This window comes from Anaerocolumna sp. AGMB13020, from assembly GCF_033100115.1.
Lineage (GTDB): Bacteria > Bacillota > Clostridia > Lachnospirales > Lachnospiraceae > Anaerocolumna.
The window spans coordinates 44,204-67,906 of sequence record NZ_CP136910.1 but is presented as its reverse complement, the minus strand read 5'-3'; the positions used below and the strand labels follow the sequence as shown (position 1 = coordinate 67,906).

Genomic DNA, 23,703 nt, shown 5'->3' with positions numbered 1-23,703 from the left:
TTTCAATTATTTATTGGACTTCATATCTCTTATAGGAATATTTGCAAACAACGCAGGTACAGTCCCATTATTACCTTCAGACTCTGTCTGGGTAATCTTAATATCCAGTCCTTCTGTGTCAATTTCTACATACCTGGAAATAACGGCAATAATATCATTCTTTATCTGCTCCATTAATTCCGGTGAACATCCTGCCCTGTCTGAGACAAGCACCAGCTTCAGACGATCTTTCGCAACACCGCTTGAAGTCTTTTTTTTGAAAAAATCAGCTAATCCCATTTTAATACTCCTCTCCCTAATTCTTCTTTAGTAAGTTAGCCAGCCAATTGAACAGTCCCTGTTTTCCCTTTAAATCAAGGAATGGAACTTCCTCCCCTAAAATTCTGCGGCAAATGTTCATATAAGCCTGTCCAGCTAATGTACTGGTACCAACCAAAGGTTCTCCCTGATTGGTTGAGATAACGATATTCTCATCATCGGGTACAACACCAATTAAGCTGATAGCAAGTATTTCCACAACATCTTCACTGGACATCATATCCCCTCTCTTAACCATATCCGGTCTTAAGCGGTTTACAATTAAATGTGTCTGCTTCATTTCATTGGCCTCTAAGAGACCGATAATACGGTCAGCATCCCTTACAGCTGAGACTTCAGGGGTAGTAACCACTAATGCTCTGTCCGCGCCTGCAATTGCATTCTTAAATCCCTGTTCGATACCTGCGGGGCAGTCCATTATTATGTAATCAAATTCATCTCGCAGTTCATCTGCAAGTTTCTTCATCTGTTCCGGTGTAACTGCTGTTTTATCTCTTGTTTGTGCTGAGGGTAACAGATACAGATTAGGATATCTCTTATCTTTTATGAGTGCCTGCTTCACACGGCAATTTCCCTCTATTACATCCACCAGGTTATAAACGATACGGTTCTCTAAGCCCATAACTACATCCAGATTTCTAAGACCTATATCTGTATCGATCAAAATTACTTTCTTGTCAAGCTTTGCAAGGCCTGTTCCTACATTGGCTGTTGTTGTTGTCTTACCTACTCCACCCTTGCCGGATGTTATTACTATTACTTCACCCATTAAATTATCCTCCAAAAACTTATTATAAGTTTATATCATTTATAACCTCTTTACTCAAAGGCTCTATATAGATATTTCCATCTTCCAAAAAAGCAATTTTGGTTTCTTTCGCTGCTGTTTTTTCCGGTTTATCCGGAGATCTTGCTATGGTATCTGCAATTCGTATCTGAACTGGATTCATGTCAAGAGCAACTACAAAAGAGTTGTTATTACCCGAGGCGCCGGCAAAGACACTTCCCTTTAAAGAGCCAAGTACAATGATATTACCTTTCGATACGATTCTGGCTCCGGGATTGATATCACCAATTACGATTATGCTTGTTTCTGACTCTAGAACTTGTCCGGAACGAAGATTCCCTTTGTAGAACTGCCCGCTGGCATTGGATAATTCCAGAAGCTTTTCATCCAAGGCTTTTTTGAACTTCTCTTCCTGTCCCGGGTCATCTTCAATCACACACACTACATGAAGCATTGTCTCTTCTGCAATGATATTAAGTACATCCCTTTGCTGTTCGTTGGTCAGCTTTCTCCCCTCAAAGCTCAGAGCCATCTGAGCTTTATCAAAAAATTTCGCCGATTCCCGAAATTTCTCTGCTATTTTTTCTCTTAAGCTTTCATAGTCCATATCACTGTCTAATACAACTATTATACCATATTTATTGCCTTTTATAATAACTGGGTTGTTCATAAACACCTCCTGATAACTTAACTTATAAAACAAACTGATAAACCAAAACCAAAGACGCTGCTGTCGCTTTGGTTTAATCAGTAAAGGATGTTGTCTGGGATTCCGGCATAATAGCTTTTCCCTCTGGATCTGTAAAGCCATCTACATTAAAGTAATAGCCGTATAAATTCTTGCTCAGCTCAACAGCGTTGCTGGAGGCATAACCATTTGGTATTACAGCAATCATAGAAATTTCAGGATCTTCATAAGGACCATAAGAAGCAAATAACGCATGATTTCCTCTTGAACGGCTTTCCTGTGCTGTACCAGTCTTACCTGCAATTTTTACAGGAAAATCCTTGAACAGGTAGGACACAGAACTTCTGCTACCGTTTGCAACCTTATACATTCCTTCATGTACCAGATTCCAGTAAGTACTGCTTATAGAGTCAATCTGCTCTGTCTTACTGTTTTCCTCTTCCTGAGCTTTTTCATTTTCTTTCTCTTCCTTGTTCTTCTTATCCTTCTCAAGCTCATTTTTATCCAGTACCTTACCGTTTTTATCAACTACCTTGCTTAAAAGAGTAAGTTTATAGGAGGTTCCTCCTGTGGCTACAGTGGTTACATATCTGGCTAATTGTACTGGTGTATAATTGTTCGTACCCTGTCCAATGGCGGAACGAACTGCATCCATATCGGAGCTCTTTGGTACAGCTTCTTCGATCTCAATTCCTGATTTTTTATTCAAACCCAGTAAGGTAGCATATTTTGATAGCTTTTCAAGTCCGATGGCAGTCTTATTAGAATCATTTCCATTAAGACTTAAGCGCCATCCCATTTCATAGAAGAAATAGTTACAGGATACTTCCAGTGCAGTAGTGACGTCTACTTTGCCATGACTGGAGGTTGACCAGTCTTTCGGCGGCTGATAGGTTACTTTATTGAAGACAACCTCATCATAGACAGTTTCCTGAGGGCCTAATACGCCCTCTTCCAGCGCTGCAATAGAGGTAACCATCTTAAAGGTAGATCCGGGAGCTGTTTTCTGTTTGGTAGCTCTTGATATGGTAGGCTGGGATAAGTCTGCATTTACCTTTGTATAATACTGATAATCTATTTTATTTGCAAAATAATTATTATCATAGCTGGGATAGGATACCATAGCTCTTACTTCACCGGTTTTCGTATCCGTTATTACAACAGAGGCACTGCAAGGATCAAGGGCGAGTTGTGCAGGCGTTATTTCAATATTACGTATTTTTTCAGTAATAAAGGAATAAGCTGAAACGGTATTGTTCTCTAATTTGGTGATATCTTCCTTATTGTATTTTAACACACCTTGGTCAAATAATAAAAGACAAATTTCAGTTCCTGTTAATTTATAGGAATATACCAGTTCTTTATATATCTTCTTCTGGAAAGCCAAGTCCTCCACCAGAGAATCCATTACATGCTTAACAAGTATTTCATATAATTCATCCGTGCTGTAATAACTGCTTCCAACATCCAGTTTCTCCAAGTCCACCCAATTCTTAGACAAGGCATACTGAAGAAATTTGCTTAAGCTGATTTTATCTTCGGTATATTTTATATAGGTGTCATCGCTGGCATCAACCGGTTCCAAAAGAGAAGCTCCGTCTTTCATATCACTTTGTCTGGATATGAGAATTCCTTCACTTTTCAGCTTGGTATAGATATAGTCCAGATAATCTGCCATTGCTTCGGATACATTTGAATCCAATGCATCTGAACTACTGGAGAGTTTTGCTTTTAAATCCTTTAAAACATCATCTCTTTTATCAGTGTATTTACGATAGACCTGCTTTTCCAGATTCGTTGCATCGTCTGCCTTAAAGCTTGTGACATCTATCACACTGTTGTTAATCAAAGCAAAGTAGACATCGTAGATAGGAATCTTGATATCTTTCGCTGATTCACCTCTGGTTCCCGCATCCGTACTGTTGTTTATCTTAGAGAGCAGAATTCCTGCCAGTACGCGCTCTATTATCTTATAATAAGCCTTTTGAAGATCGCTGTCTATGGTCAGATAGACATCCTTGCCGGCAACAGGCTCTGTTCTTTTAATGGTCTCAAGATATTTACCTGAAGAGTTAACCGATATGGTCTCAATACCTTTCGTTCCGGCAAGCTCTTCCTCAAAGACTTTCTCCACACCCAGTTTACCAATCATATCAGAAGTGTTATAGCCGGAACCTTCTCCCATGCTCTGCATCTCCGTATCATTGACAAGTCCGGTATAACCAATAATATGTGCATTGTAAATACTGTCATTATACACACGGTAGGACTGCTGCTTAATCTCCACACCTGGTAGTTCAGCACTGTTTTCATAAATTGCAGCTACCGTTTCATCACTAACTTTAGAAGCTATGATAATCTGATTGTATGCAGGCCAGTTACTAAAAATAGCATAACGAAGTGCCATTATCTTAAGGGCTTCCTCCCTTGTATAATCCTTCGATATCTTAAACATGGCAACACTTTTATCACCGTTCCTAAGATAGTCGAACACTTCTTCCGGCGTAGCATCTACTTGTTCCTCGGAAAGTTTATTAATATTAGATTTACCGTATACATTCATCTTAAAACGCTGCTCCGCAGTATTTTTTACGGTAAAGTAGAGCTTTCCTTCTTTATTTAGAGCTATTCCAAAATTATTCTCTATAGTATTGTCATACTTTTCTAATATGGTAATCAAATGAAACAGCATCTTATTTAGCTCTTCATTGGAAGCGATTTTAGAAATATTTTCCAGTACCACTGAGTAACTTATCTCATTATAGGCAAGAAGCTTACCTTTTACATCGTAAATATTACCTCTGGTACTTTTAATCTCACGCTCTCTTGTTTCTCTGACTTGGGAGATTTCTTCGTATTGATCCCCTTTGATGATCTGGAGGGTATACATTCTGCTGATCAGGACAGCAATAAGTGACAGAAATATTATTGTAACCGGAAACATTCTGGAGGTGAATACCTGTTTTATCTTTTCCCATATAATATCCAACATTTAAAACGCCTCCTCCTCTTCCTTTTTCTCTGTCTTAATTCGGATTATGTTCAGCAGCTTATACAAAAAGACAGATATTATCACTGTATAAATCAGCTCCGGCAGACCTTTATGGAAGAAATAAAAGCCTATGTTTAATCTGCCTCTCAGTAAGTATTCGAATACATAGTAGAAAAAAAAGTAAATCAGATCACTAATTCCAACAAGTATTACAGGTATCGTAAGGTTCTCTTTTACAAATATCTTGTAGCAGAACCCATTCAGATATCCAATTGTCATAAAGATCAGTGCATATAGTCCGACGATACCGCCATAACACAGATCTATAAACAGACCGCAAAGGAATCCGGTTAATAGCCCTTCTCTTCTTCCTTTCATTAATCCCGACGAAACTGTAAGTATCAGAAGAAGATTAGGAACCACTCTGGCAAGGGAAAGCCATTGGAATACCGTCGTCTGTAATAAAAAGCATATTAATATTTCAGCCATTACTATTACGAATCGTTTCACTTTATCTCCTATCTATCAATCCTTCAATTCCTCTTTTAATTCGGTTATTATAAGTACCTCATCCAGCCTGCTGAAATCAACCGCCGGAATCAATTTTGCTGTTTTTGTCAGGTTATTGGGTTCTAACTGTATTTCCGTGACATAACCGATTAATATTCCCTGAAGGTATTTGGGGCTGATGGCAGAGGTAACAACTTCATAACCATCGGCTATCTTCGCGTCTTTTCCAATCAAAGATACATCGATAACACCGGTGCTATATGCTTCCATCCCGCCGCTAACCACACAGGTATCTGAGGTCTTGATGAACATTCCGTAGACATTACTGGAATCATCAATTATAGAGCGAACAATAGAATAATTCTTGTGAGCTTCAACTATGATACCCACTAATCCATTGCCGGAAATAACATTCATATCAACTGCTATACCATCATCTGTGCCTTTATCGATCTTAAAGCTGCTATACCAGTAATCATTAGGGTCCCTTCCGATAACTCTTGCACCCACCTTAGGATAATCAGCATATTTTTTGTCAAGCTTATAAAGGTCACGGTACCGGTCCAGCTCATATTTATCCTGCAATAATATTTTATTTTCATAAGTAATCTCAGACAATTGTTGTTTCAAATCTTCGTTTTCACTCAGCAGGTCATTCATGCTGACAAACTTATCCCCCTGGTCAGCAATGGCTTTTCCAACGGAATTGATTCCTTTCTGCATGGGCGTCACTACATAACCGATTGCTCCTTTTACAGGTAATAAGATTTCACTGTAGCGGAATGATATAAACATTAGTATTAGACATAATACGACACCTCCGACAAAGAGATGTTTCGGATTAATGGAAAACCCTGTTCTCCTTTTCATATTGAATTGCTCCCTTGCTTACTTTGAAATACATTACCCTTTTATTGTAGCCTCTTTTAATGGACTTGCCAGATCTTTCAGGTTCGCATCTTCGATTATTTTTCCGAGTCCGTTTACCACTGTGTTCGCAGAATCATTGCAGATATTAATCTTAAGTCCGGTTTCTTTTGCCAAAAGGACATCCAGGCCTTTGATTGCAGAGGATCCACCCGTTACATAGATACCGGAGTCAATGATATCAGAGGAGATTTCCGGCGGAGTTCTTTCCAGAATGATACGAATTGCATCTATAATAGAATAGATGTATTCAATAATAGATTCATAAACGAAGGAAGAACTGATATCTACTTCCGTAGGCAGACCTGTTACCACATTTCTGCCATACGCTTTTATAGTCTTTTCTTCCATGGGAGAGGCAGTTGCCAATTCTTTTTTGATGGTTTCGGCAGTTCTATCACCTATTACCAGATTGTAGCTCTTCTTAACCGTTGACCGGATTGATTCGTCCAGTCTGTTTCCTCCAATGGGAATCAGCTTACTGATAACAATACCACCTAAGGACATTATGGATACCTCTGTAGTATCTGCTCCGATATCTACCACCATAACACCTTTTGCGTTGTTAACATCAAGACCGATTCCTACCGCATCCGCAATAGGCTTTTCCACTATTTTGATTGATTTGGGTTTAACCTGTGAACTAGCGATCAAATCATAGAAGGCTCTTTTTTCTACTTCTGTAATATCTGTGGGCGTTGCAATCAGTACGGAAGCAGCTCGCATACCTCCTCTTTTGTTAAGTGCCTTAAAGGTATAGTTAATCAGCTCCAGCATATTATTAATATCTGCAATTACCCCATATTTCACAGGATAGCTGACATTGATATTGGCCGGTGCCTTTCCATGCATCTCAAAAGCTTCATTTCCTACAGCAATTACCTTTTTCCTGCCTTCTACTGCGATGATGTTTTTTTCATCTACTACGACTCCGTCGTTTTTACGGTATATTTTAATGGTACTGGTACCAAAGTCTATTCCATATGTCTTTCCTGGCATTTTTTATATCTCATTGCAATTGTCTTCTTATTATTCTATCAGGGATTCTGTCTTCTGCAATGTTTTCCTTTCTTAAATATAACCCTGTTCTGCAAGGCTTATATACTTATTATCCCCAATAATTATATGATCCATAAGCCGAATTCCCATTAAATTACCGGCTTCTTTCATTCGATGTGTTGTTTGGATATCTTCCCGGCTGGGGGTTGGGTCCCCGCTGGGATGGTTATGAAGAAGTATGATGTTGACTGCTTCGTATTTAAGTGCATTCAAAAAAATCTCCCGGGGCGACAGCAGGGAACTACTCACTGTACCGGTTGATATAATCATATCCTTTAGTATTCTGCTTTTGGCATCCATCATGATAAGATAAACAACCTCTCGCCCAAGATGCCTCAATTCCTGCATATAGTAACTGGCAACCGCTTCGGGAGTTATCAGGGATAACTTCTTTTCATTGGTTGCCTTAGACATTCTTTTTGTTAATTCTGTCACACACAAAAGCTGTATTGCCTTTACGCGACCTATACCTTTAATCGATGTAAAATCCTTCAGACTCATATGGTTCAAGCCAATAAGTCCCGGATAGGCAGCCGAAAAAGAAAGTACCCTGGATGCCACCTCAACAACACGCGCTCCTGCTGAACCCGAACGTATAATAACTGCCAGTAGTTCAGCATCTGAAAGTGCCTCCGGACCTGATTTTTCACATTTCTCATAAGGTTGCTCCGATATGGGCATCTCTTTCAGGGTATAATATTTGCTTCTCATTTATCCTCCTACCTTCTCTCTCCGGGAAAAGCAGGATACTTCGAACCTTTAAAGCTTACGGTATAATATTATTGCCAGAATAATGCCAATAATACCGCCAATGGTTATTTTAATGGTTAAGCCGAAGCTTATGACCAATACACCCAAATTCAACTTTACTGTACCATTTTGACCGGCACTTCCGATGCCGAATTGCTGTCCATAATTAAGCCATGACAGATAGGGGATATCCTTTGCAAGATAACCTATGAAGCCACCCAGGACCACACCAGCTAACAGTACGATCAATAATACACCTGTATCCTTCGCATTGAATCTGGACATCGGATTTGCACCTCCACTACAAAAATTTCCCCTATATTCTAACATATAAACCTGATTTTGTATACACCAATAGAATAATATAATTTATAAGGTTATAAGACCTTCTTCATACATTTTCTGTACAGACATGAGGATTCCGAATTTGGCATGATACCAGGTCAGTCCTCCCTGAAAATATACGTTATAAGGTGGTTTAACCGGTGCATCCGCACTCAGTTCGATACTTGCCCCCTGAATAAAAGCTCCTGCGGCCATGATGACATCGCAGGTATAACCAGGCATAGCCCAAGGCTCTGGAACCACATAACTGTCAACAGGTGCTGCTGCCTGGATTCCGCGGCAGAAAGCAATTACACCTTCTCTGGTACCAAGCGTCACTGCTTGTATGATATCATGTCTGGATTCACTACCGTTAGGAACAACCGCAAAACCTAATTTCTCATAAATATTTGCCGCAAAGATAGCTCCTTTTAATGCACCGGATACCACCTGGGGTGCCAGGAACAGGCCCTGGAACAACTGGCTGTTAATACCCAGGGTAGCCCCTACTTCTTTGCCAAGTCCGGGTGCTGTAAGACGAAAAGCCGCATTCTCCACATACTCTTCTTTACCGGCAATGTATCCTCCAATAGGCGCAAGTCCGCCTCCCGGGTTTTTGATTAATGAGCCTACGACCAGATCAGCCCCTACATCTGTAGGCTCGATGGTTTCTACAAACTCGCCATAGCAATTATCTACCATACAGATAACTTCCGGTTTAATAGCTTTTATGAATGCAATCAACTCACCGATCCGTTTTACAGATAAGGTAGGTCTGGTTGCATAACCCTTGGAACGCTGAATGGTAATCAGCCTGGTTCTCTCGTTGATGGCATTTTTTATGCCTTCATAATCGTATTCACCATTGTCTAATAAGTCTACCTGTGAATACGTAATTCCGTATTCTCTTAAAGAGCCTGTTAGCCTTACTCCTTTTGAACCTTCTGTAAGGTTGTCTTCCCCAATTCCGATAACGCCCTCCAGGGTATCATAAGGTTTTCCAACAGGTGATAAGATCTCATCTCCTGGCCTTAAATTACCTGACAATGCGGTGCTGAGTGCGTGAGTACCGCTGATCAGCTGGGGCCTGACAAGTGCTGCTTCTGTATGAAATACGGAGGCATAGACACTTTCTATTGTGTCTCTGCCAAGATCGTTATAACCATAACCTGTGGTAGCAGCAAAATGTATATCACTGACACGATTCTCCTGAAAAGCCTTTATTACCTTTAACTGGTTATATTCTGCTATGAGATCGATATCATCAAATCTTTCTTTTAGTTTCTCTTCTGTTTCTTTTCCAAGTTTTAAGATAGACGGCTCTATCGAAAACTCCTTATAAATCTTTTCCAGTTCCTGCTTCATGACTGATCTGCCCTTTGCCTTTCTTATTTAATAATACCCTTATCCTTTATTTGTGAAAGCAGGGCTATTAAAATATCTTCATCCTCCTGGTAATCTTCTTTCTGTATCCAGCTTACTTCTTTCTCCCGTTTAAACCAGGTTATCTGCCGTTTGGCAAAATGCCTTGTTTCCTGTTTGATACTATTGATTGCTTCACTCAGACTGCAGTTGCCGTTTAAATAGCGGATAATTTCTTTATAACCAAGTCCCTGCATGGAAACCATATTACTGGTGCAGCCTTTGTTCAGCAGGCTCTTCACCTCATCCACAAGTCCTTCTTCTATCATCTGATCCACTCTTTTATTGATTCTTTCATAAAGGACCTCTCTGTCTCGGTTTAATACAAAATAGCAGAAGTTATAAGGTGAATCTTTCTGCTTTTGTTCTTCGTTGTGGGCAGAGATTAAATCTCCGGTCTGATTATGATATTCAAGTGCGCGGATAACGCGTTTTACATTGTTTGGGTGAATGGCTTTTGCAGCTTCGGGATCGACTTTCTTAAGTTGTTCATGAAGATAATCTGCCCCCTTTTCTGCTGCCTGCTTCAGAAGACCATCCCGGTAGGCATTGTCCTCTTTTGCTTCTTTAAAATCAATTCTGTTTAGCACCGCCTGTATATAGAAACCGGTCCCCCCTACAAGAATGGGCAGTTTACCTCTTTTATAAATGTCCTCCATATACTTTAGGGCATACTCTTTGAATTTAACTACATTAAAGTCTTCTTCCGGTTCCAATTCATCAACAAGATAATGGGTAACGCCTTGCATATCTGACGGTTTTATCTTCGCAGTGCCTATATCCATGTGTTTATATACCTGCATGGAGTCGGCACTGATAATTTCACCCGCTACAGCTTTTGCAAGCTTTATGGATAGCTCTGTCTTTCCCACTGCCGTTGGTCCTGTCAGGATAATCAAAGGCTTTTTCATATTTTCGGTTTCTCCTGTTTTTGTTCTTTATACAATCCGCTTGAATTTCCTTTCCACTTCATATTTACTCATGGAGATGATAACTGGTCTTCCGTGAGGACAATTATATGGATTCTCAAGAGTCAGAAGTTGTTCAATCAATGCTCTGGCTTCTTCTACGGATAGTTTATGGCTTCCCTTAACTGCTGCCTTACAGGACATGGAGGCAATCTTATCCAGTATGATTTCCGGCGTGCTGTTATAGCTTTCTTCGGTAAGTCCATCAATAATTTCAATTAATATATCATAATGCACCAGATTATATAAATCCCCCGGTACCGCACGCACTGCATATTCCTTACCCCCAAACTCCTCAAATTCAAAACCTGCTTCTTCAAGGTACTTCATATTATGAAGCAGTGCATCTCTTTCTCTGATCGTAAGTGATAAAATAATCGGCGGCATTAACTGCTGTGAAAAGTGTTCCTTTTCTTTTAATTTCTTTATGATACGCTCATACAGAACCTTTTCATGGGCTGCATGCTGGTCTATCAGGAACATTTTATCTCCGTATTCAATAATCCAATAGGTATTGAACAACTGTCCGATAATCTTATGCTCCGTAACCGCCTTTTCCGATAAGAAAGCCAGCTGCTCGTAGACTCCATCATTTTCTGTTTTCTGTAAATTGCTATCTATGTTAATATCTTCTGTATTTTCGCTGTCAGTATTTTGAGGCACTGCTGCTTGTATAATTGTTTCTGCGGCTTGTGCCGGTTGGTTGGCAGCAACGTTTTCTTCTGTTAGGGTATTGCTTAAATCATTCTTCTCCTTTTGAGGAATACCAGCTGCTTCTTCCCTATAAACCAGGCTTTTTTCCGATAACCCTGCACCGGCTTCCTGTAGTCGTGCTTTATTTTCCAATAATATGGTCGGGGCTGTATCCACATAGGCTTTTAGCTGACCGATTTCAGTTGCCTTTACTGCCTCTTTCAGAACTGAATTAACCGGGCTATTATTTTTAGTATTATCATAGGAAAAAGAGGGCTGGTGTGGCATTTTGTAGGTAAGTCCCTCTTCCTGCCGTCTTTTTACCTCAAAGGGTTCCGGCAGTTTCTGCTCTATTTTTCTGGATTTATCCTCTTTCGTAAGGTGAACTTCTGTTATTAAGTCCCTTCCCTCTAAAGTATTCCTTATGGTGTTATAAATAAACCGGTAGAGTTCTTCTCCGTTTTTAAAACGTACCTCTAATTTTGCAGGATGTACATTTACATCAATCAGCTCGGTGTCGATTGTCAGCATCAATGCGGTAAACGGATAACGGTGGAGCATTATGTAAGGCTTAAAAGCTTCCTCGATGGCTTTATAGATAATTGGATTTTTTACGAATCTGCCATTAATAAAGTAGTTTTCGTAATTTCTGTTACCTCTTGATATTGCAGGTTTTGCAATAAACCCGGTAAGGGTAAGATCACCCTCTTCCCCTTTTACCGAAATCAGGTGAGAGGTGATATCCCGTCCAAAGATATGGTATATTACATCTTTTTGATTATTGTTTCCAGAGGTATGAAGTTTTACCTGTCCATTGACAATGAATTTAAAAGAGATCTGAGGATGAGAAATAGCAATTCTCTCCATAAAGTCCTGAATATATCCTGCCTCAGTTACGGCAGATTTTAAGAACTTTTTTCTGGCCGGTGTATTAAAAAACAGGTTCCTGATAATAAAGGTGGTGCCTTCCGGACAGCCGATATGTTCCAAGCCTTTTTCGACTCCGCCATCAATAAGATATCTAATACCGGTAAAGCTTTCAGAGGTCTTTGTTACCAGTTCTACCTGTGCTACTGCTGCTATACTGGACAAAGCCTCTCCTCGGAAACCAAGGCTTGTTATACGCAAAAGGTCATCAGCGGTTCTGATCTTGCTGGTGGAATGACGGAGAAATACGTAAGGCATATCTCCTTCTTCTATACCGGAGCCATTATCCGTTATTCGCAGGAAGCTGATACCGCCTTCTTTGATTTCAACGGTTATTACCGTAGAACCTGCATCGATGGAATTCTCCACTAACTCTTTCACCACCGCAGAGGGTCTCTCTATCACTTCTCCGGCAGCTATCTGGTTTATGGTAGCTTCATCCAGAACTGTTATTTTAGGCATATATTCTCACCTACCCTTCTCTTGTCTGTTATCTCTGCGAACATCGCAGAAAGGTTGTCAGGAGGATTTCACCTTTTCCTGAAGTTTATAAAGATAATTCAGAGCATCCATCGGAGTCATTGTATTTAAGTTCAACTCTTTTATCTCCTCCGTAAAATCAGGTGTTAGCTTGTAATCAAATAAGGAAATTTGATTCTCCAGGTCTCTTCCTTTTCTGAAACCTTTATTCTTATGGTTACCATAAGTATGTTCGTCACTGACTGCAATTTCCTGCAGCTCATCTCTCTCAGTCTCTTCACTGATATTAACTGCCTTCATTGCTTTTGCTTTATCGGTAATATCATTGAGACTAAGTTCATCAACAATATCCCGTGCCCTTTTTAATACATTGTCGGGAACTCCTGCCAGCTTTGCAACCTGAATACCATAGCTCTTGTCCGCTCCGCCGGAAATGATTTTTCTCAAAAAGATAATATCTTCTCCCTGTTCTTTCACGGCTATGCAGTAATTGTTTACACTATCTATCTTACCTTCTAACTCCGTAAGTTCGTGATAATGGGTAGCAAATAGGGTCTTTGCGCCTAAGAGTTTTGGATTGGCAATGTGTTCGACAACCGCCCAGGCAATCCCAAGCCCGTCAAAGGTACTGGTACCTCTTCCGATTTCATCCAGGATCAAAAGACTGTTCTTCGTGGCATTTCGAAGAATATTAGCTACTTCTGTCATCTCCACCATAAAGGTACTCTGACCGGAAGCCAGGTCATCAGAAGCTCCAACCCTGGTAAAAATTCTGTCAACAATACCGATATTCCCATAAGCCGCAGGAATGTAACAGCCAATCTGCGCCATAAGTACAATCAATGCGGTCTGTCTCATATAAGTAGATTTACCTGCCATGTTAGGACCCGTAATAATGGAGATACGCTTATCTTTGTTATTAAGATAAGTATCATTGGCTACAAACATATTTCCGGATATCATCTGCTCTACCACCGGATGTCTTCCATCCTTTATGTCAATGATGCCTTCTTCGTTAATAACCGGACGTATAAAACGGTTTCGTTCCGATACATTAGCCAGGGAGGTAAAGACATCGATTTTGGCAAGGCCCTTTGCCGTACGCTGAATTCTCTGGACTTCCCTGGAAATCGTATCCCGGATGTCACTGAATAACTCATATTCCAGTGAATATAATTTATCTTCTGCTCCAAGGATAACATCTTCCAGTTCCTTTAACTCCGGTGTAGTGTAGCGTTCTGCATTTGCCAGAGTCTGTTTTCTGATCCAGTTCTCCGGCACCAGGTTCTGGTAGGAATTGGTTACTTCCAGGTAATACCCGAATACCCGATTAAATTTTATTTTAAGGTTCTTAATACCGGTTTTATCCCGTTCTCTGGTCTCTAGATCCGCAAGCCAGTTCTTTCCTTCTGATTTCGCCTTACGAAGCTTATCCACATCCTCATGATAACCGTCTTTGATAATTCCGCCTTCCTTGACAGCAATAGGCGGTTCTTCTTCAATGCCTTCATCAATCAGTTTAAACAGATCCTCTAAAGGATCCAATTCAAGAAAGATTTCTTTCAACAGACTGCAGGCAGAAGTCTCAAGGAGCATCTTAATAGGGGGAATCATAGCCAAGGAATTCTTAAATGCGATTAAGTCTCTTGGTCCCGCACTTTTATAACTGATACGACTGATAAGTCTTTCCAGATCATAAACTGCATTCAGATATTCCCTGATTTCTTCTCTGGTTATAGCAGACTCATTCAATTCCTCTAAGGTGTCCAGTCTGTCTGTTATACTCTCTTTCTCTATAAGGGGCTGTTCAATATAGCTTCTTAAAAGCCTTGCTCCCATAGCTGTCTTTGTTTTATCCAGTACCCACAGCAAGGAACCTCGTTTCTGCTTTTCTCGTAAGGTTTCTACTAACTCCAGGTTTCTTCTGGTGGAACTGTCAAGAATCATATAGCGACTGGTTACATAGGGAATGATATGCGTAAGGTGGGAAAGAGAATTCTTCTGAGTCTCATGCAGGTATAACATAACTGCACCTGCGGCAGTTATTCCAATAGAATAGTCACCTAGCCCAAGACCGCCCAGATTAGCAACCTTAAACTGATCTTTAATGGCTTTCACGCAGGCCTCTTCTTCAAAATACCAGGGTTCTAAGTCCGACACAGAAATATTCAAGCGGTTTCTTAAGTCTGCAATATCAAACCCACTAACCATAAAGGTACTGTTGCAGATTATCTCAGAAGGTGCATATTTATTGATTTCATCTATGAGTTTACGCTCGGAATCTACTTCTGTTACAAAGAAATCTCCGGTAGTAATATCTACTGTTGCAATACCGTAAGCATTTACTGTATGTACAATGCCCATTAGGAAGTTATTCTTACCTTCTTCTAATGACTGCGCATTTAGATTGGTTCCAGGTGTAACAATCCTGATTACCTCCCTTTTTACAATCCCTTTTGAGGCTTTCGGGTCCTCAACCTGTTCACAGATGGCAACCTTGTAGCCTTTTGCAATTAATCTTGACAGATAATTTTCCACTGCATGATAAGGGATACCACACATTGGCGCTCTTTCTTCTTGTCCGACATTTTTACCGGTCAGAGTTATTTCAAGTTCTTTGGCACAGGTAACAGCATCCTCAAAGAACATCTCATAAAAGTCTCCCAAACGGTAAAAAAGAATACAATCCTTATATTGTCCCTTTATCTCAACATATTGCTGCATCATTGGAGTCAATTCAGCCATATCCTTTGTTCCTTCCTAAAACAATTAATATATTTATAATTCTATGGTATCATCTGCAAGATCATTTCCATCTGCAGCACTGGTGGCAAGTACATCACATCTCTCATTCTGAGGGTGACCGTCATGGCCCTTTACCCAAATAAAAGTAACCTTATGGGGCTCCATAGCCTTTAGCATTCGCTTCCAAAGGTCTACATTTTTAACCGGTTCATTTTTTCCTCTTTTCCAGCCTTTTTTTATCCAGCCCTCCAGCCAATGCTCGTTAAAGGCCTTCACCAGATACTGGGAATCCGAATATAAAGTAACCTCGCAGGATTTATTCAATGCCTCCAGACCAACAATTGCTGCCATAAGTTCCATACGGTTATTGGTAGTTTTCTTAAAACCGCCGGAGTATTCACGGATGTGCTCTGTCCCTGCCGGATCGATATAACTGATTATGGTTCCATAGCCGCCCGGACCGTCCGGATTGCCTCTGGCTGCACCGTCTGTATATATTGTTACTTTCATTCTGCCCTCTTTTCCCAGGTTATCAAATCCTCACTGTAGGGAAGTTCTCTGACATAGTCACAGAAAACATGCCATTCCATCAGCTTATGGTTCTTTCTGGCGTTATATATATTAATAAGATTCTCATAATTTAAGGTAACGGTTCTCATCTGATTATAACCGGAAGGAAGCAGTTGTATAATACTATACCAATAATTCTTATCATTGGTCTCAAGAAATTTCAGACGAAGTGCCTCCAGTTCCTCCATAAGATGGCAGAATACAAGCTTTGCTTCTTCTGCCAGATGATCCGTACTGAAATCAGAGATTTCAAAAGGCTTACTGTGAATTTTGTGCATGGTACTGGTAGAGTTGGCTGTTGTACCAATTTTATAGGTATCGAATTCCTTCCACCAGTAAAGCGGTGCTGAGATATCCATGGATACAAACACCTGACGCAGATATTTTCTATGATCGGTTCCTGCTCTGCACAATCTGACTGCAAGGGAAAAATCATTGCTTCCCAGTATGTATTCGCCTTTTTCATTATAATAACTGTCACTCTTCTCCCAGCTGTTCATGGGATTTCTAGCTCCTCTTATTGCATTCTCCAGATTCATGACATGAATATGCTCTATTTTTAGCATGTTTAATTTCCTTCCTCTTTTAAGCTGTTATAATTTGTTTCATACCGGTTTCAGCCTTCTCAGCTCGGATATTTCAGCAAGCACTCTTTCTATACCTTCTCTATGTACCTTATAGTAATTTAGCCATATAATATTCATCTACATAGCTCCCATTAACAAGCATTGAATTTTTCTTAATTCCTTCCTTTTGGAAACCTCTTTTTTCGTATAACCTCACTGCAGTCTCATTATGGCACATGACGGTCAGCTCCAGGCGGCTTAGCTTATTCTGTTCAGCCCATTTATCAAGTGCAAGAAAAAATATCGTTCCGATACCCTGGTTTCGATAGTCGGTGCATATCCCCGTTACAATATAAGCTGTGTGACGTATTCTGTTGCACCTGCCTTTTAATGCAGAGATATATCCCCAAAGCTTGTCCTGGTCTTCTATAACCATCAGGAAGTCATCATTATCCAGTGTTTCCCTGATAAAGGCTTCGGTTCTTTCTCTTTGAGGCTTCCTCTCTCCCGGCTCATACATCATATACTCCGTTTCCTCATCCAGTCTCAACTGCATGGAGATAAACTCATCTGTATCTTTTAGTTTAATATCTCTTATTTCCATATAAACCCCTATCTTTGTTTTGAACAAAAATAAATGTCCAATAAATGATATTATAACATTTTTTTTGCTAAATTGTCACCCTTATGAAAAAAAAGATACCGGGAGCTGTCTACTCCTGTATCTTTTCCTATTTTTCCCTTTATTCTTCTATTCATTTCTTCTCAGGCAATCTTGATTACAGGCTTTAGTATTCCTTTGTTCATTCTGTATACACTATCACTCAAGGATAAAAAGCTCTCATCGTGAGTACTGATCACTATTGTTGTACCCTCATTATTTATTGCTTTAAAAAGCTCCATTACTTTGACGGCATTTTCTCTGTCCAGACTACTGGTTGGCTCGTCAGCGATAAGAATTTGAGGTTTTAGCATTAAGGCTCTTGCAATTGCAGCCCGCCTGTTTTCTCCTCCCGATAATCTGGCAGGATAGAAATTCATCACTTCCATAAGTCCTACAAGTTTTAAGACCTCTTCTGCCCTGTCTCGATAATTTCCCTTCTTACCGGACAAATATACCGGATAATAAAGATTATCTTCAACTGTAAAATTAGCTAACAGACTCTGCCCCTGCATAAGGTAACTAATCCTTGCGTCTGTACTGTTTTTCCTATTATTTACGATATCCGTGGAATTATAATGAACCATTCCATGGGAGGGTTTTAATAGTCCGGCAATGATAGAAAGCAAGGTACTCTTCCCACTGCCGGAAGGACCGAGTATCGTCAGAAATTCTCCTTCATAAATTTTTAATGATACATTATTTACTGCTGCTTCTCCGGCAGCAGAATGCTTATACTGTTTTGTGATATTCTTTAATTCCAGCATTATTCATTCTCCCTTATCAGTGTATAGGTTTCCATTCTGTATAGAGAAATCGCACTGATGCCGGCTGCAATTACTCCGGTCAGTACAGATAGCAGAATAGCTAACAGAGTTAATCCCAATAATCCAGTAATACCGGGACTTAGGTATGGGAGCTTTAGCTTCTGAGAAATGAAATTATGAAACAGACTTACTATCAGAGAAGCAATTATACTTGCAGCTACACTTCCAATGGTTCCAACTGCCGCAGCCTCACCGATAATTATCCGGAGTATTTTACCTTTACTTCCGCCCAAGCTCTGAATGATACCATATTCTCTTTTTCTCTCATTCATAGAAAGGGAAAAAATACCAATCAGTGAAAGAACCGTAAAGGATATTAAAAGGAGGCCAAATACAACAAAATAGGTGGTAAAGCTGTTTAAAGTCCCTGCAATTCCTTCCACGAGCTTTCCGGAGGTCTGAACGCTGACACCATCCTCTTTGTATATTTTTTGTAATCCGGCAGCAACCTTATCAGCTTCGGCATCTTTGTTTATCTTTATTGTTATCAGCGAAATTACATTTTCTCTATTTCCAACTGCAAGATAATTTTTAACAATGGATTCCTTAAGAAGTACCTGGGCAGTATTGAAATTTAAGAATACACTGTTATCATAACCCATACCGGTTTCTTTTAATTTTCCGGCCACTTTGAAATCACGGCCGAAAAAAGTTGCAGTATCTCCCTTTTTGTAGGATAGCTTACTACCAACAACGATTTCACCATCGGGAAGGTTACGGTCTAACTGTTTGGATATCCAGGGCTGCACCAAAAAGTCGGTAGCCGGATTGTAAGCAATCATCTGTATTGCCTCATCACAGCATGGACTGTTATAAATGGTAGCAAGAAACAGCTGGGAACTCACCTTTTCTACGCCTTCCGCCTTTGCGGCCTTTTGTTCCAGAGATCTATCGAAATAAATCGTACTTGGCTGCCCCAGAAAAAGTGCATCTTTTACAGAACTTATGTAATCCTCCGGTACCAGAAGGATATCAGCACCGATACGGTTCACGGTGCTGTTAAGTCCTTCTTTCATGCTATAGAGTATATTGGCAGATAAGAAGATGGTAAATATCATGATAAAAAAGATGGAAGACAACAATATGGTTCTGTTGATTTTCCTTTTTAAGTTTTGTAGGAGGATATGGCTATAGCGGAGGTTTCCGCGGATATTACCCTTTGATTTTCTCTTCATATTATATACCCTTTGCAATCTCGTAATTAATTTTCTATTTCAAGCTCATTTCACCTGCTACACGGTTTAGCTTATCCGCGACTTTTCCTGATTTCTCCAAGCAGATATAGGATTGATCCAGTGACATAAATAAGACTTAATGCTGCTGTTAAATAAAGTGCCGGGAAAGTAAGGCTTTGGCAAGCCATATCCTTATTCTTGCACCCCCCGATCAGTACTGCCGGTATTATAATACCTATTATATAAATAGCTGCTGATTGCAATAATAAGAATAGTCTTGTATTGAAGGCGGCAGCATACAGATAAAGCACTCCCGATACTATTAACAGAATACCTATTCCTATTTCTGCCTGTACCGTCCAGTGGCAATTCATAACCATCTCTTCGGATGAGCAGACTTTAAAGATAAAACGGGGACCTGTTATAAACAGCAATCCCGATATCCCCAGTATGATAGCTGTAATAATACGATTTTTCATAATTTTTCCTCATTACATATCCCAGGCTTGCCTGGGATACTGCCACAAATAATAAGAAGTGAAAGGCTTTTCTATTCACTTATTTCATCGTTTCAATTTTTTTATTTTTTTAACTGCAAAGCCCTAGGACTGTGTATTACTTCAGCTGTGAGGCAGGATCAATGGGGGCTTCTATGGTACCAGAAATTACATCTTCCACACCTTCCAGTCTGATAAAACTGTTCTTAGCCAAAGTATCTGCATCCGTATCCTTACGAATCAAACCAAGCTCTTTCATATCCAAAATATTTCTGCTAAGGGCCGCTTCCACTCCGCTGACAGATGGCAGGTACTTGTAATCGGCAAGGGTTTTCTGATCAACCGCCAGATCTCCTACCAACCATTCGTTATCCAGCTGAATTTCAGCAGCAAGATCTTTGTTCTGATCAATCCAGAGGGAGGCTTTTTGTATTGCAGTTACTACTTTGGCAAGTTTCTTAGGAAGTTTTTCTATTGTTTCATTTCTTGCCCATAAAGAACAGCAATACTCATCCTTTAAGAGCTCAGAGGTAGCAGAGTTAAAGATTGACACACCGTCACCATCACTTACTAAAATGGAAGCCTGCGGATCACCGATTGCAATCGCATCTACTTTCCCTTCTTTCAGCGCAACCGGAAGGTCAGCCTTGGGAAATACTACGAATTCCACTTCCATATTACTGCCGGTAGAGCCAATGCCTACACTTGCCAGGGCTCTTTGGGCAACAATGTGAGGTGAGGTTGCAAGATTTTCAACACCGATTCTTTTTCCCTTTAACTCTTCCAGGCTTGTAATGCCGGAATCATTTCCTGCAAGAAGCTGTATACAGCCTGTATGCACACCAAGTACCGTTTTTGCCTCCAGTCCATTGTCAAGAGGAGCTAACATGGCTGCTACCAGACCAAAGGAAACATCTGCCTGTTTGGTAGAAAGCATTTCCACACCGCTGGTACTGGATGTCACATAGGTGTAGTCAACTCCTTCTTTTAGACCTTCCGCTTCAAAGAACTGAAGCTGTTTGGCAATGTGGATGGGAATTCCGCAAAGTCCTGCGCCATAAAGAATTTTTATAACTCCATCTTCTAATTCTTCACCAGCTGCTGTACTAACTGCTTCTGTTGTGGGTGTTTCTGAAGTACTTTCCGTAGCTGCTGTTGGAGTAGGGGTTTCTGTAGCGGTCTCGGTAGTAGTTACCACTGTACTCTCAGTTTCTTTATTCTTCGTTCCTCCGGAGCACCCGGTAAGCACCAAAACAGTAACCAATAAAAGACTTACAAGTATCCTTGCCTTTTCATTCTTTTTCATAAAATTCCTCCGTCATACAATTAGTTTTCCCTAGTTGATACTTTTCTTCACATCTTCATTTTCATTGCTAAATTTTATGGTGGATTCTATCAAAATCCTATCAGCTATAACTTTTTTACAGCTCAACTTAGACATTTGGCAGAACACTTCATCAGAATCCAGAACAGTTTGCCTGAAATACATTTCTGATGAATCTCCTTAACGGAAGTTCGTATATATCCGGTATGTATTTATCTATAAATAGAACTCCGGTGTCTGTACTTTCCCTGTAAAATCAAGTATCTGCAGAATTCTGGAACGGAAATTCAAGAAATCCGCGCTGTTTCTCTGTCTTCCATAGGTTTCATTCCTGCCGATCTCCACATTGATTATCTCCTCTACTTTTGCAGGTCTGGGTGTCATAACAAAAACACGGTCACTTAAATAAATGGCTTCGTCTACATCATGGGTTACCATCAGCATGGTAGTGCCACGCTCTTTCCAAATCCGAAGGATTTCATCCTGCATATTCATTCTGGTAAAGGCATCCAGAGCTCCTAAGGGCTCATCTAACAACAATACCTTTGGATGGTTCACCAATGCTCTTGCAAGGCTGGCACGTTGTGCCATTCCTCCCGACAATTGATGGGGATAGGACTTCTCAAAGCCTTTAAGCCCCACCAGACGGATAAATTCTGACACCTCCTCTTTCTGTTCCTTGTAAACACCTCTTATCTTCAAACCATATGCCACATTATCATAGATAGTAAGCCAGGGAAAAAGCGTTGGATCCTGAAATACCAGTCCTCGTTCATAACCGGGTCCGTTAATAGGCTTACCGTCCAGATAGATTTCTCCTTCCGTCGGCGGATTAAGCCCGGCCACCAATCTTAGAAAGGTTGATTTTCCACAGCCGGATGGTCCAATAAGACACACGAATTCTCCTGGTTTTATTTCCGTATCCAAATTTTTAAGAGCAACGGTTCTATCTCCATCAGTGTTTATAAACTCTTTGGATATATTTACTGCCTTAATGTTTCCGGTTTGTTTTTCAGCACTGCTTTCTGTTACCATTTAATTACTCCCTTCTGCCATTTCAGCAATTTATCCCTTACCTTAAACTGAAGAGTGATAAACAGATAGCAAAAACCTGCTATCAGAATCAGACCGGCATATACATTTGGATAAGCAATCATTTCCTTCTGCCAGTTGATATACCAGCCAAGACCTGATTTGACTCCCATCATTTCAGCTGCCATTAATGCAACAAAGGAACTGCAGGTTGCATTAAAGAAACCTAAAAAGATTGAGGGCAGGGCATCCGGAATAGCAATATGGATCAAATTCTGAAAATTACTGGCTCCTAAAGTTGATGATACTTCAAAATAGGATTTTTTAGTAGCTTGTATACCGGAACTAGTTAATATGGTTATTTGAAACCATACACCGAACGCAATAAGAAATACAGCTGCCCACCTTGGACCAGGGAATACTATAAGTGCAAGGGGAATCCAGGTGGAGGACGGAATCGGTCCCAAAATACGGATGATAGGGTAAATCCAATAATTCCACCCCTTGCTCCAACCTACCAATATTCCTGTAATCACACCTAATATGGTTCCCACCAGCAAACCCTCTACCAATAAGGAGAAGGAACTTGTAATACAGGTTAATAAAAATTCCCTATCCTCTATATACACATTAAAAACTCTGCTTAAGCTTGGAAAGTATAATTGAGGCAGTAAATGTGTCTTAACCGTTACCAGATTTAAGATTGTTACAAAAATCCCGATCCCACCGATAAACCATCCCTGAGAAGAATATTTTTCACGGAGTCTGGCAAAAAACAACGAGAGCAGCAAAAAGGCCAATGATATGACCAGAGCAACCAAAAGTACGCTTCTTAGATTTGTTAAATCGCTGTATTTTGCTTCTTTATGATTTGGTACAGCTACTTCTGTAATCAGTGCAATCAGCAGACCAACGCCTGGTATCACTGTTCGATAATCAAATTGTATTTTATTCTCGGCATAATTCTTTTCTGATAGTTCTAAGTCCGGAGTTATTACATTTACTTCCTGTAACTCGTCTGACATAATTTCCTCCAATAATATGATTCTGCATATCTTTAAGTATTATTGTATCTGATTATAGGTGAAGCCCCTCCTCTTTTACCTATAAAACTGATGTTTTTTATAGAAGCTGATAATTTTTTTAAGAGCCTGATTGATTGCACCTTCATTCTGCAGAGGTACGATTCCGTAATGTATCAGCAGCTTTTCCGATTGAACCCCGATTTGCTTAACCAGTACCAGCTGACAATCCTTTAAGGCCTCTATCTTCTCTCTGATAACTACCTCCTGATGAACTCCGCAGGATTCCTGATGACCGGTAACTCGGTCCTCCATAAAATTAATACTATCATCCTCCTGATTGATCTCAAGAATCTGAAAACGGCTGCATCCTCCAAAATGCTCTGTTATATTGCTTCCATCCTTCGTCCCGATTGCAATTCGATATTTCATAAAGTCC

At 40.1% G+C, this 23,703-nt stretch carries 23 protein-coding genes; all 23 read right to left on the bottom strand.

The features are described 5' to 3' along the window. Positions 1 to 6 precede the first annotated feature (6 nt). Positions 7 to 279, bottom strand: a complete 273-nt coding sequence (gene minE / locus R2R35_RS00325) for a cell division topological specificity factor MinE (RefSeq protein ID WP_033166361.1) — start codon at positions 277 to 279, stop codon at positions 7 to 9. A gap of 16 nt (positions 280 to 295) precedes the next feature. Continuing rightward, positions 296 to 1,087 carry a septum site-determining protein MinD gene (minD, locus tag R2R35_RS00320; protein ID WP_033166362.1) on the bottom strand — a complete coding sequence of 264 codons (792 nt, stop codon included), beginning with the start codon at positions 1,085 to 1,087 and terminating at the stop codon, positions 296 to 298. A gap of 22 nt (positions 1,088 to 1,109) precedes the next feature. Further along, positions 1,110 to 1,775 (bottom strand): septum site-determining protein MinC, encoded by a 666-nt coding sequence (gene minC, locus R2R35_RS00315; protein ID WP_317732513.1) that lies wholly within the window; start codon positions 1,773 to 1,775, stop codon positions 1,110 to 1,112. Between the two features lie 73 nt (positions 1,776 to 1,848). Next, positions 1,849 to 4,785, bottom strand: a complete 2,937-nt coding sequence (locus R2R35_RS00310) for a penicillin-binding transpeptidase domain-containing protein (protein WP_317732512.1) — start codon at positions 4,783 to 4,785, stop codon at positions 1,849 to 1,851. Beyond that, positions 4,786 to 5,295 (bottom strand): rod shape-determining protein MreD, encoded by a 510-nt coding sequence (gene mreD, locus R2R35_RS00305; RefSeq protein ID WP_033166365.1) that lies wholly within the window; start codon positions 5,293 to 5,295, stop codon positions 4,786 to 4,788. It abuts the gene before it with no gap. A 15-nt stretch (positions 5,296 to 5,310) separates the two neighbouring features. Continuing rightward, on the bottom strand, positions 5,311 to 6,165 hold the full coding sequence (gene mreC, locus R2R35_RS00300) for a rod shape-determining protein MreC (protein WP_317732511.1): 855 nt from the start codon (positions 6,163 to 6,165) through the stop codon (positions 5,311 to 5,313). Positions 6,166 to 6,198: 33 nt separating this feature from the next. Then, positions 6,199 to 7,221, bottom strand: a complete 1,023-nt coding sequence (locus R2R35_RS00295) for a rod shape-determining protein (protein WP_317732510.1) — start codon at positions 7,219 to 7,221, stop codon at positions 6,199 to 6,201. A gap of 72 nt (positions 7,222 to 7,293) precedes the next feature. Further along, entirely contained in the window at positions 7,294 to 7,992 is a 699-nt protein-coding gene (gene radC, locus R2R35_RS00290; RefSeq protein ID WP_317732509.1) for a RadC family protein, read from the bottom strand. 48 nt (positions 7,993 to 8,040) lie between these two features. Beyond that, positions 8,041 to 8,316 carry a DUF4321 domain-containing protein gene (locus tag R2R35_RS00285; protein WP_317732508.1) on the bottom strand — a complete coding sequence of 92 codons (276 nt, stop codon included), beginning with the start codon at positions 8,314 to 8,316 and terminating at the stop codon, positions 8,041 to 8,043. A gap of 84 nt (positions 8,317 to 8,400) precedes the next feature. Continuing rightward, positions 8,401 to 9,720, bottom strand: coding sequence for a methionine gamma-lyase family protein (locus R2R35_RS00280; protein WP_317732507.1), 1,320 nt, complete (start codon positions 9,718 to 9,720; stop codon positions 8,401 to 8,403). 23 nt (positions 9,721 to 9,743) lie between these two features. Continuing rightward, positions 9,744 to 10,688: a tRNA (adenosine(37)-N6)-dimethylallyltransferase MiaA gene (miaA, locus tag R2R35_RS00275; RefSeq protein WP_317732506.1), complete on the bottom strand. Its 945-nt coding sequence runs from the start codon at positions 10,686 to 10,688 to the stop codon at positions 9,744 to 9,746. A 27-nt stretch (positions 10,689 to 10,715) separates the two neighbouring features. After that, positions 10,716 to 12,827 carry a DNA mismatch repair endonuclease MutL gene (gene mutL / locus R2R35_RS00270; protein WP_317732505.1) on the bottom strand — a complete coding sequence of 704 codons (2,112 nt, stop codon included), beginning with the start codon at positions 12,825 to 12,827 and terminating at the stop codon, positions 10,716 to 10,718. Between the two features lie 57 nt (positions 12,828 to 12,884). After that, positions 12,885 to 15,590 (bottom strand): DNA mismatch repair protein MutS, encoded by a 2,706-nt coding sequence (gene mutS, locus R2R35_RS00265; protein ID WP_317732504.1) that lies wholly within the window; start codon positions 15,588 to 15,590, stop codon positions 12,885 to 12,887. Between the two features lie 33 nt (positions 15,591 to 15,623). Then, complete coding sequence (rnhA, locus tag R2R35_RS00260) at positions 15,624 to 16,100, bottom strand: ribonuclease HI (protein ID WP_317732503.1); 477 nt, start codon at positions 16,098 to 16,100, stop codon at positions 15,624 to 15,626. Then, entirely contained in the window at positions 16,097 to 16,726 is a 630-nt protein-coding gene (locus R2R35_RS00255; protein ID WP_317732502.1) for a hypothetical protein, read from the bottom strand. The genes rnhA and R2R35_RS00255 overlap by 4 nt, the downstream gene beginning before the upstream one ends. A 109-nt stretch (positions 16,727 to 16,835) precedes the next feature. Next, positions 16,836 to 17,330 (bottom strand): GNAT family N-acetyltransferase, encoded by a 495-nt coding sequence (locus tag R2R35_RS00250; protein ID WP_317732501.1) that lies wholly within the window; start codon positions 17,328 to 17,330, stop codon positions 16,836 to 16,838. Between the two features lie 161 nt (positions 17,331 to 17,491). Then, entirely contained in the window at positions 17,492 to 18,154 is a 663-nt protein-coding gene (locus tag R2R35_RS00245; protein ID WP_317732500.1) for an ABC transporter ATP-binding protein, read from the bottom strand. Next, positions 18,154 to 19,389, bottom strand: a complete 1,236-nt coding sequence (locus R2R35_RS00240) for an ABC transporter permease (RefSeq protein ID WP_317732499.1) — start codon at positions 19,387 to 19,389, stop codon at positions 18,154 to 18,156. Before R2R35_RS00240 ends, R2R35_RS00245 begins: the two co-directional genes overlap by 1 nt. Positions 19,390 to 19,460: 71 nt before the next feature. Beyond that, a complete protein-coding gene (locus tag R2R35_RS00235) occupies positions 19,461 to 19,868 on the bottom strand; it encodes a DUF4418 family protein (RefSeq protein WP_317732498.1) in 408 nt (135 codons plus the stop codon). Positions 19,869 to 20,004: 136 nt separating this feature from the next. Further along, positions 20,005 to 21,192 carry an ABC transporter substrate-binding protein gene (locus R2R35_RS00230; RefSeq protein WP_317732497.1) on the bottom strand — a complete coding sequence of 396 codons (1,188 nt, stop codon included), beginning with the start codon at positions 21,190 to 21,192 and terminating at the stop codon, positions 20,005 to 20,007. Positions 21,193 to 21,426: 234 nt separating this feature from the next. Next, the gene (locus tag R2R35_RS00225; protein ID WP_317732496.1) at positions 21,427 to 22,245 is read right to left on the bottom strand and encodes an ABC transporter ATP-binding protein; all 819 of its coding nucleotides are present in this window, start codon (positions 22,243 to 22,245) and stop codon (positions 21,427 to 21,429) included. Continuing rightward, positions 22,239 to 23,267: an ABC transporter permease gene (locus R2R35_RS00220; RefSeq protein WP_317732495.1), complete on the bottom strand. Its 1,029-nt coding sequence runs from the start codon at positions 23,265 to 23,267 to the stop codon at positions 22,239 to 22,241. Before R2R35_RS00220 ends, R2R35_RS00225 begins: the two co-directional genes overlap by 7 nt. 75 nt (positions 23,268 to 23,342) lie before the next feature. Continuing rightward, positions 23,343 to 23,696 carry a NifB/NifX family molybdenum-iron cluster-binding protein gene (locus R2R35_RS00215; protein WP_317732494.1) on the bottom strand — a complete coding sequence of 118 codons (354 nt, stop codon included), beginning with the start codon at positions 23,694 to 23,696 and terminating at the stop codon, positions 23,343 to 23,345. Positions 23,697 to 23,703 lie beyond the last annotated feature (7 nt).

Coding starts and splice junctions, on each gene's coding strand:
- miaA (WP_317732506.1), bottom strand. CDS start 10,688: ATGAAAAAGCCTTTGATTATCCTGACAGGACCAACGGCAGTGGGAAAG.
- mutL (WP_317732505.1), bottom strand. CDS start 12,827: ATGCCTAAAATAACAGTTCTGGATGAAGCTACCATAAACCAGATAGCT.
- R2R35_RS00310 (WP_317732512.1), bottom strand. CDS start 4,785: ATGTTGGATATTATATGGGAAAAGATAAAACAGGTATTCACCTCCAGA.
- minD (WP_033166362.1), bottom strand. CDS start 1,087: ATGGGTGAAGTAATAGTAATAACATCCGGCAAGGGTGGAGTAGGTAAG.
- R2R35_RS00235 (WP_317732498.1), bottom strand. CDS start 19,868: ATGAAAAATCGTATTATTACAGCTATCATACTGGGGATATCGGGATTG.
- R2R35_RS00215 (WP_317732494.1), bottom strand. CDS start 23,696: ATGAAATATCGAATTGCAATCGGGACGAAGGATGGAAGCAATATAACA.
- minE (WP_033166361.1), bottom strand. CDS start 279: ATGGGATTAGCTGATTTTTTCAAAAAAAAGACTTCAAGCGGTGTTGCG.
- radC (WP_317732509.1), bottom strand. CDS start 7,992: ATGAGAAGCAAATATTATACCCTGAAAGAGATGCCCATATCGGAGCAA.
- R2R35_RS00240 (WP_317732499.1), bottom strand. CDS start 19,389: ATGAAGAGAAAATCAAAGGGTAATATCCGCGGAAACCTCCGCTATAGC.
- R2R35_RS00285 (WP_317732508.1), bottom strand. CDS start 8,316: ATGTCCAGATTCAATGCGAAGGATACAGGTGTATTATTGATCGTACTG.
- R2R35_RS00295 (WP_317732510.1), bottom strand. CDS start 7,221: ATGCCAGGAAAGACATATGGAATAGACTTTGGTACCAGTACCATTAAA.
- mreC (WP_317732511.1), bottom strand. CDS start 6,165: ATGAAAAGGAGAACAGGGTTTTCCATTAATCCGAAACATCTCTTTGTC.
- R2R35_RS00220 (WP_317732495.1), bottom strand. CDS start 23,267: ATGTCAGACGAGTTACAGGAAGTAAATGTAATAACTCCGGACTTAGAA.
- R2R35_RS00250 (WP_317732501.1), bottom strand. CDS start 17,330: ATGGAAATAAGAGATATTAAACTAAAAGATACAGATGAGTTTATCTCC.
- mutS (WP_317732504.1), bottom strand. CDS start 15,590: ATGGCTGAATTGACTCCAATGATGCAGCAATATGTTGAGATAAAGGGA.
- R2R35_RS00280 (WP_317732507.1), bottom strand. CDS start 9,720: ATGAAGCAGGAACTGGAAAAGATTTATAAGGAGTTTTCGATAGAGCCG.
- R2R35_RS00255 (WP_317732502.1), bottom strand. CDS start 16,726: ATGCTAAAAATAGAGCATATTCATGTCATGAATCTGGAGAATGCAATA.
- R2R35_RS00230 (WP_317732497.1), bottom strand. CDS start 21,192: ATGAAAAAGAATGAAAAGGCAAGGATACTTGTAAGTCTTTTATTGGTT.
- R2R35_RS00225 (WP_317732496.1), bottom strand. CDS start 22,245: ATGGTAACAGAAAGCAGTGCTGAAAAACAAACCGGAAACATTAAGGCA.
- minC (WP_317732513.1), bottom strand. CDS start 1,775: ATGAACAACCCAGTTATTATAAAAGGCAATAAATATGGTATAATAGTT.
- R2R35_RS00245 (WP_317732500.1), bottom strand. CDS start 18,154: ATGCTGGAATTAAAGAATATCACAAAACAGTATAAGCATTCTGCTGCC.
- rnhA (WP_317732503.1), bottom strand. CDS start 16,100: ATGAAAGTAACAATATATACAGACGGTGCAGCCAGAGGCAATCCGGAC.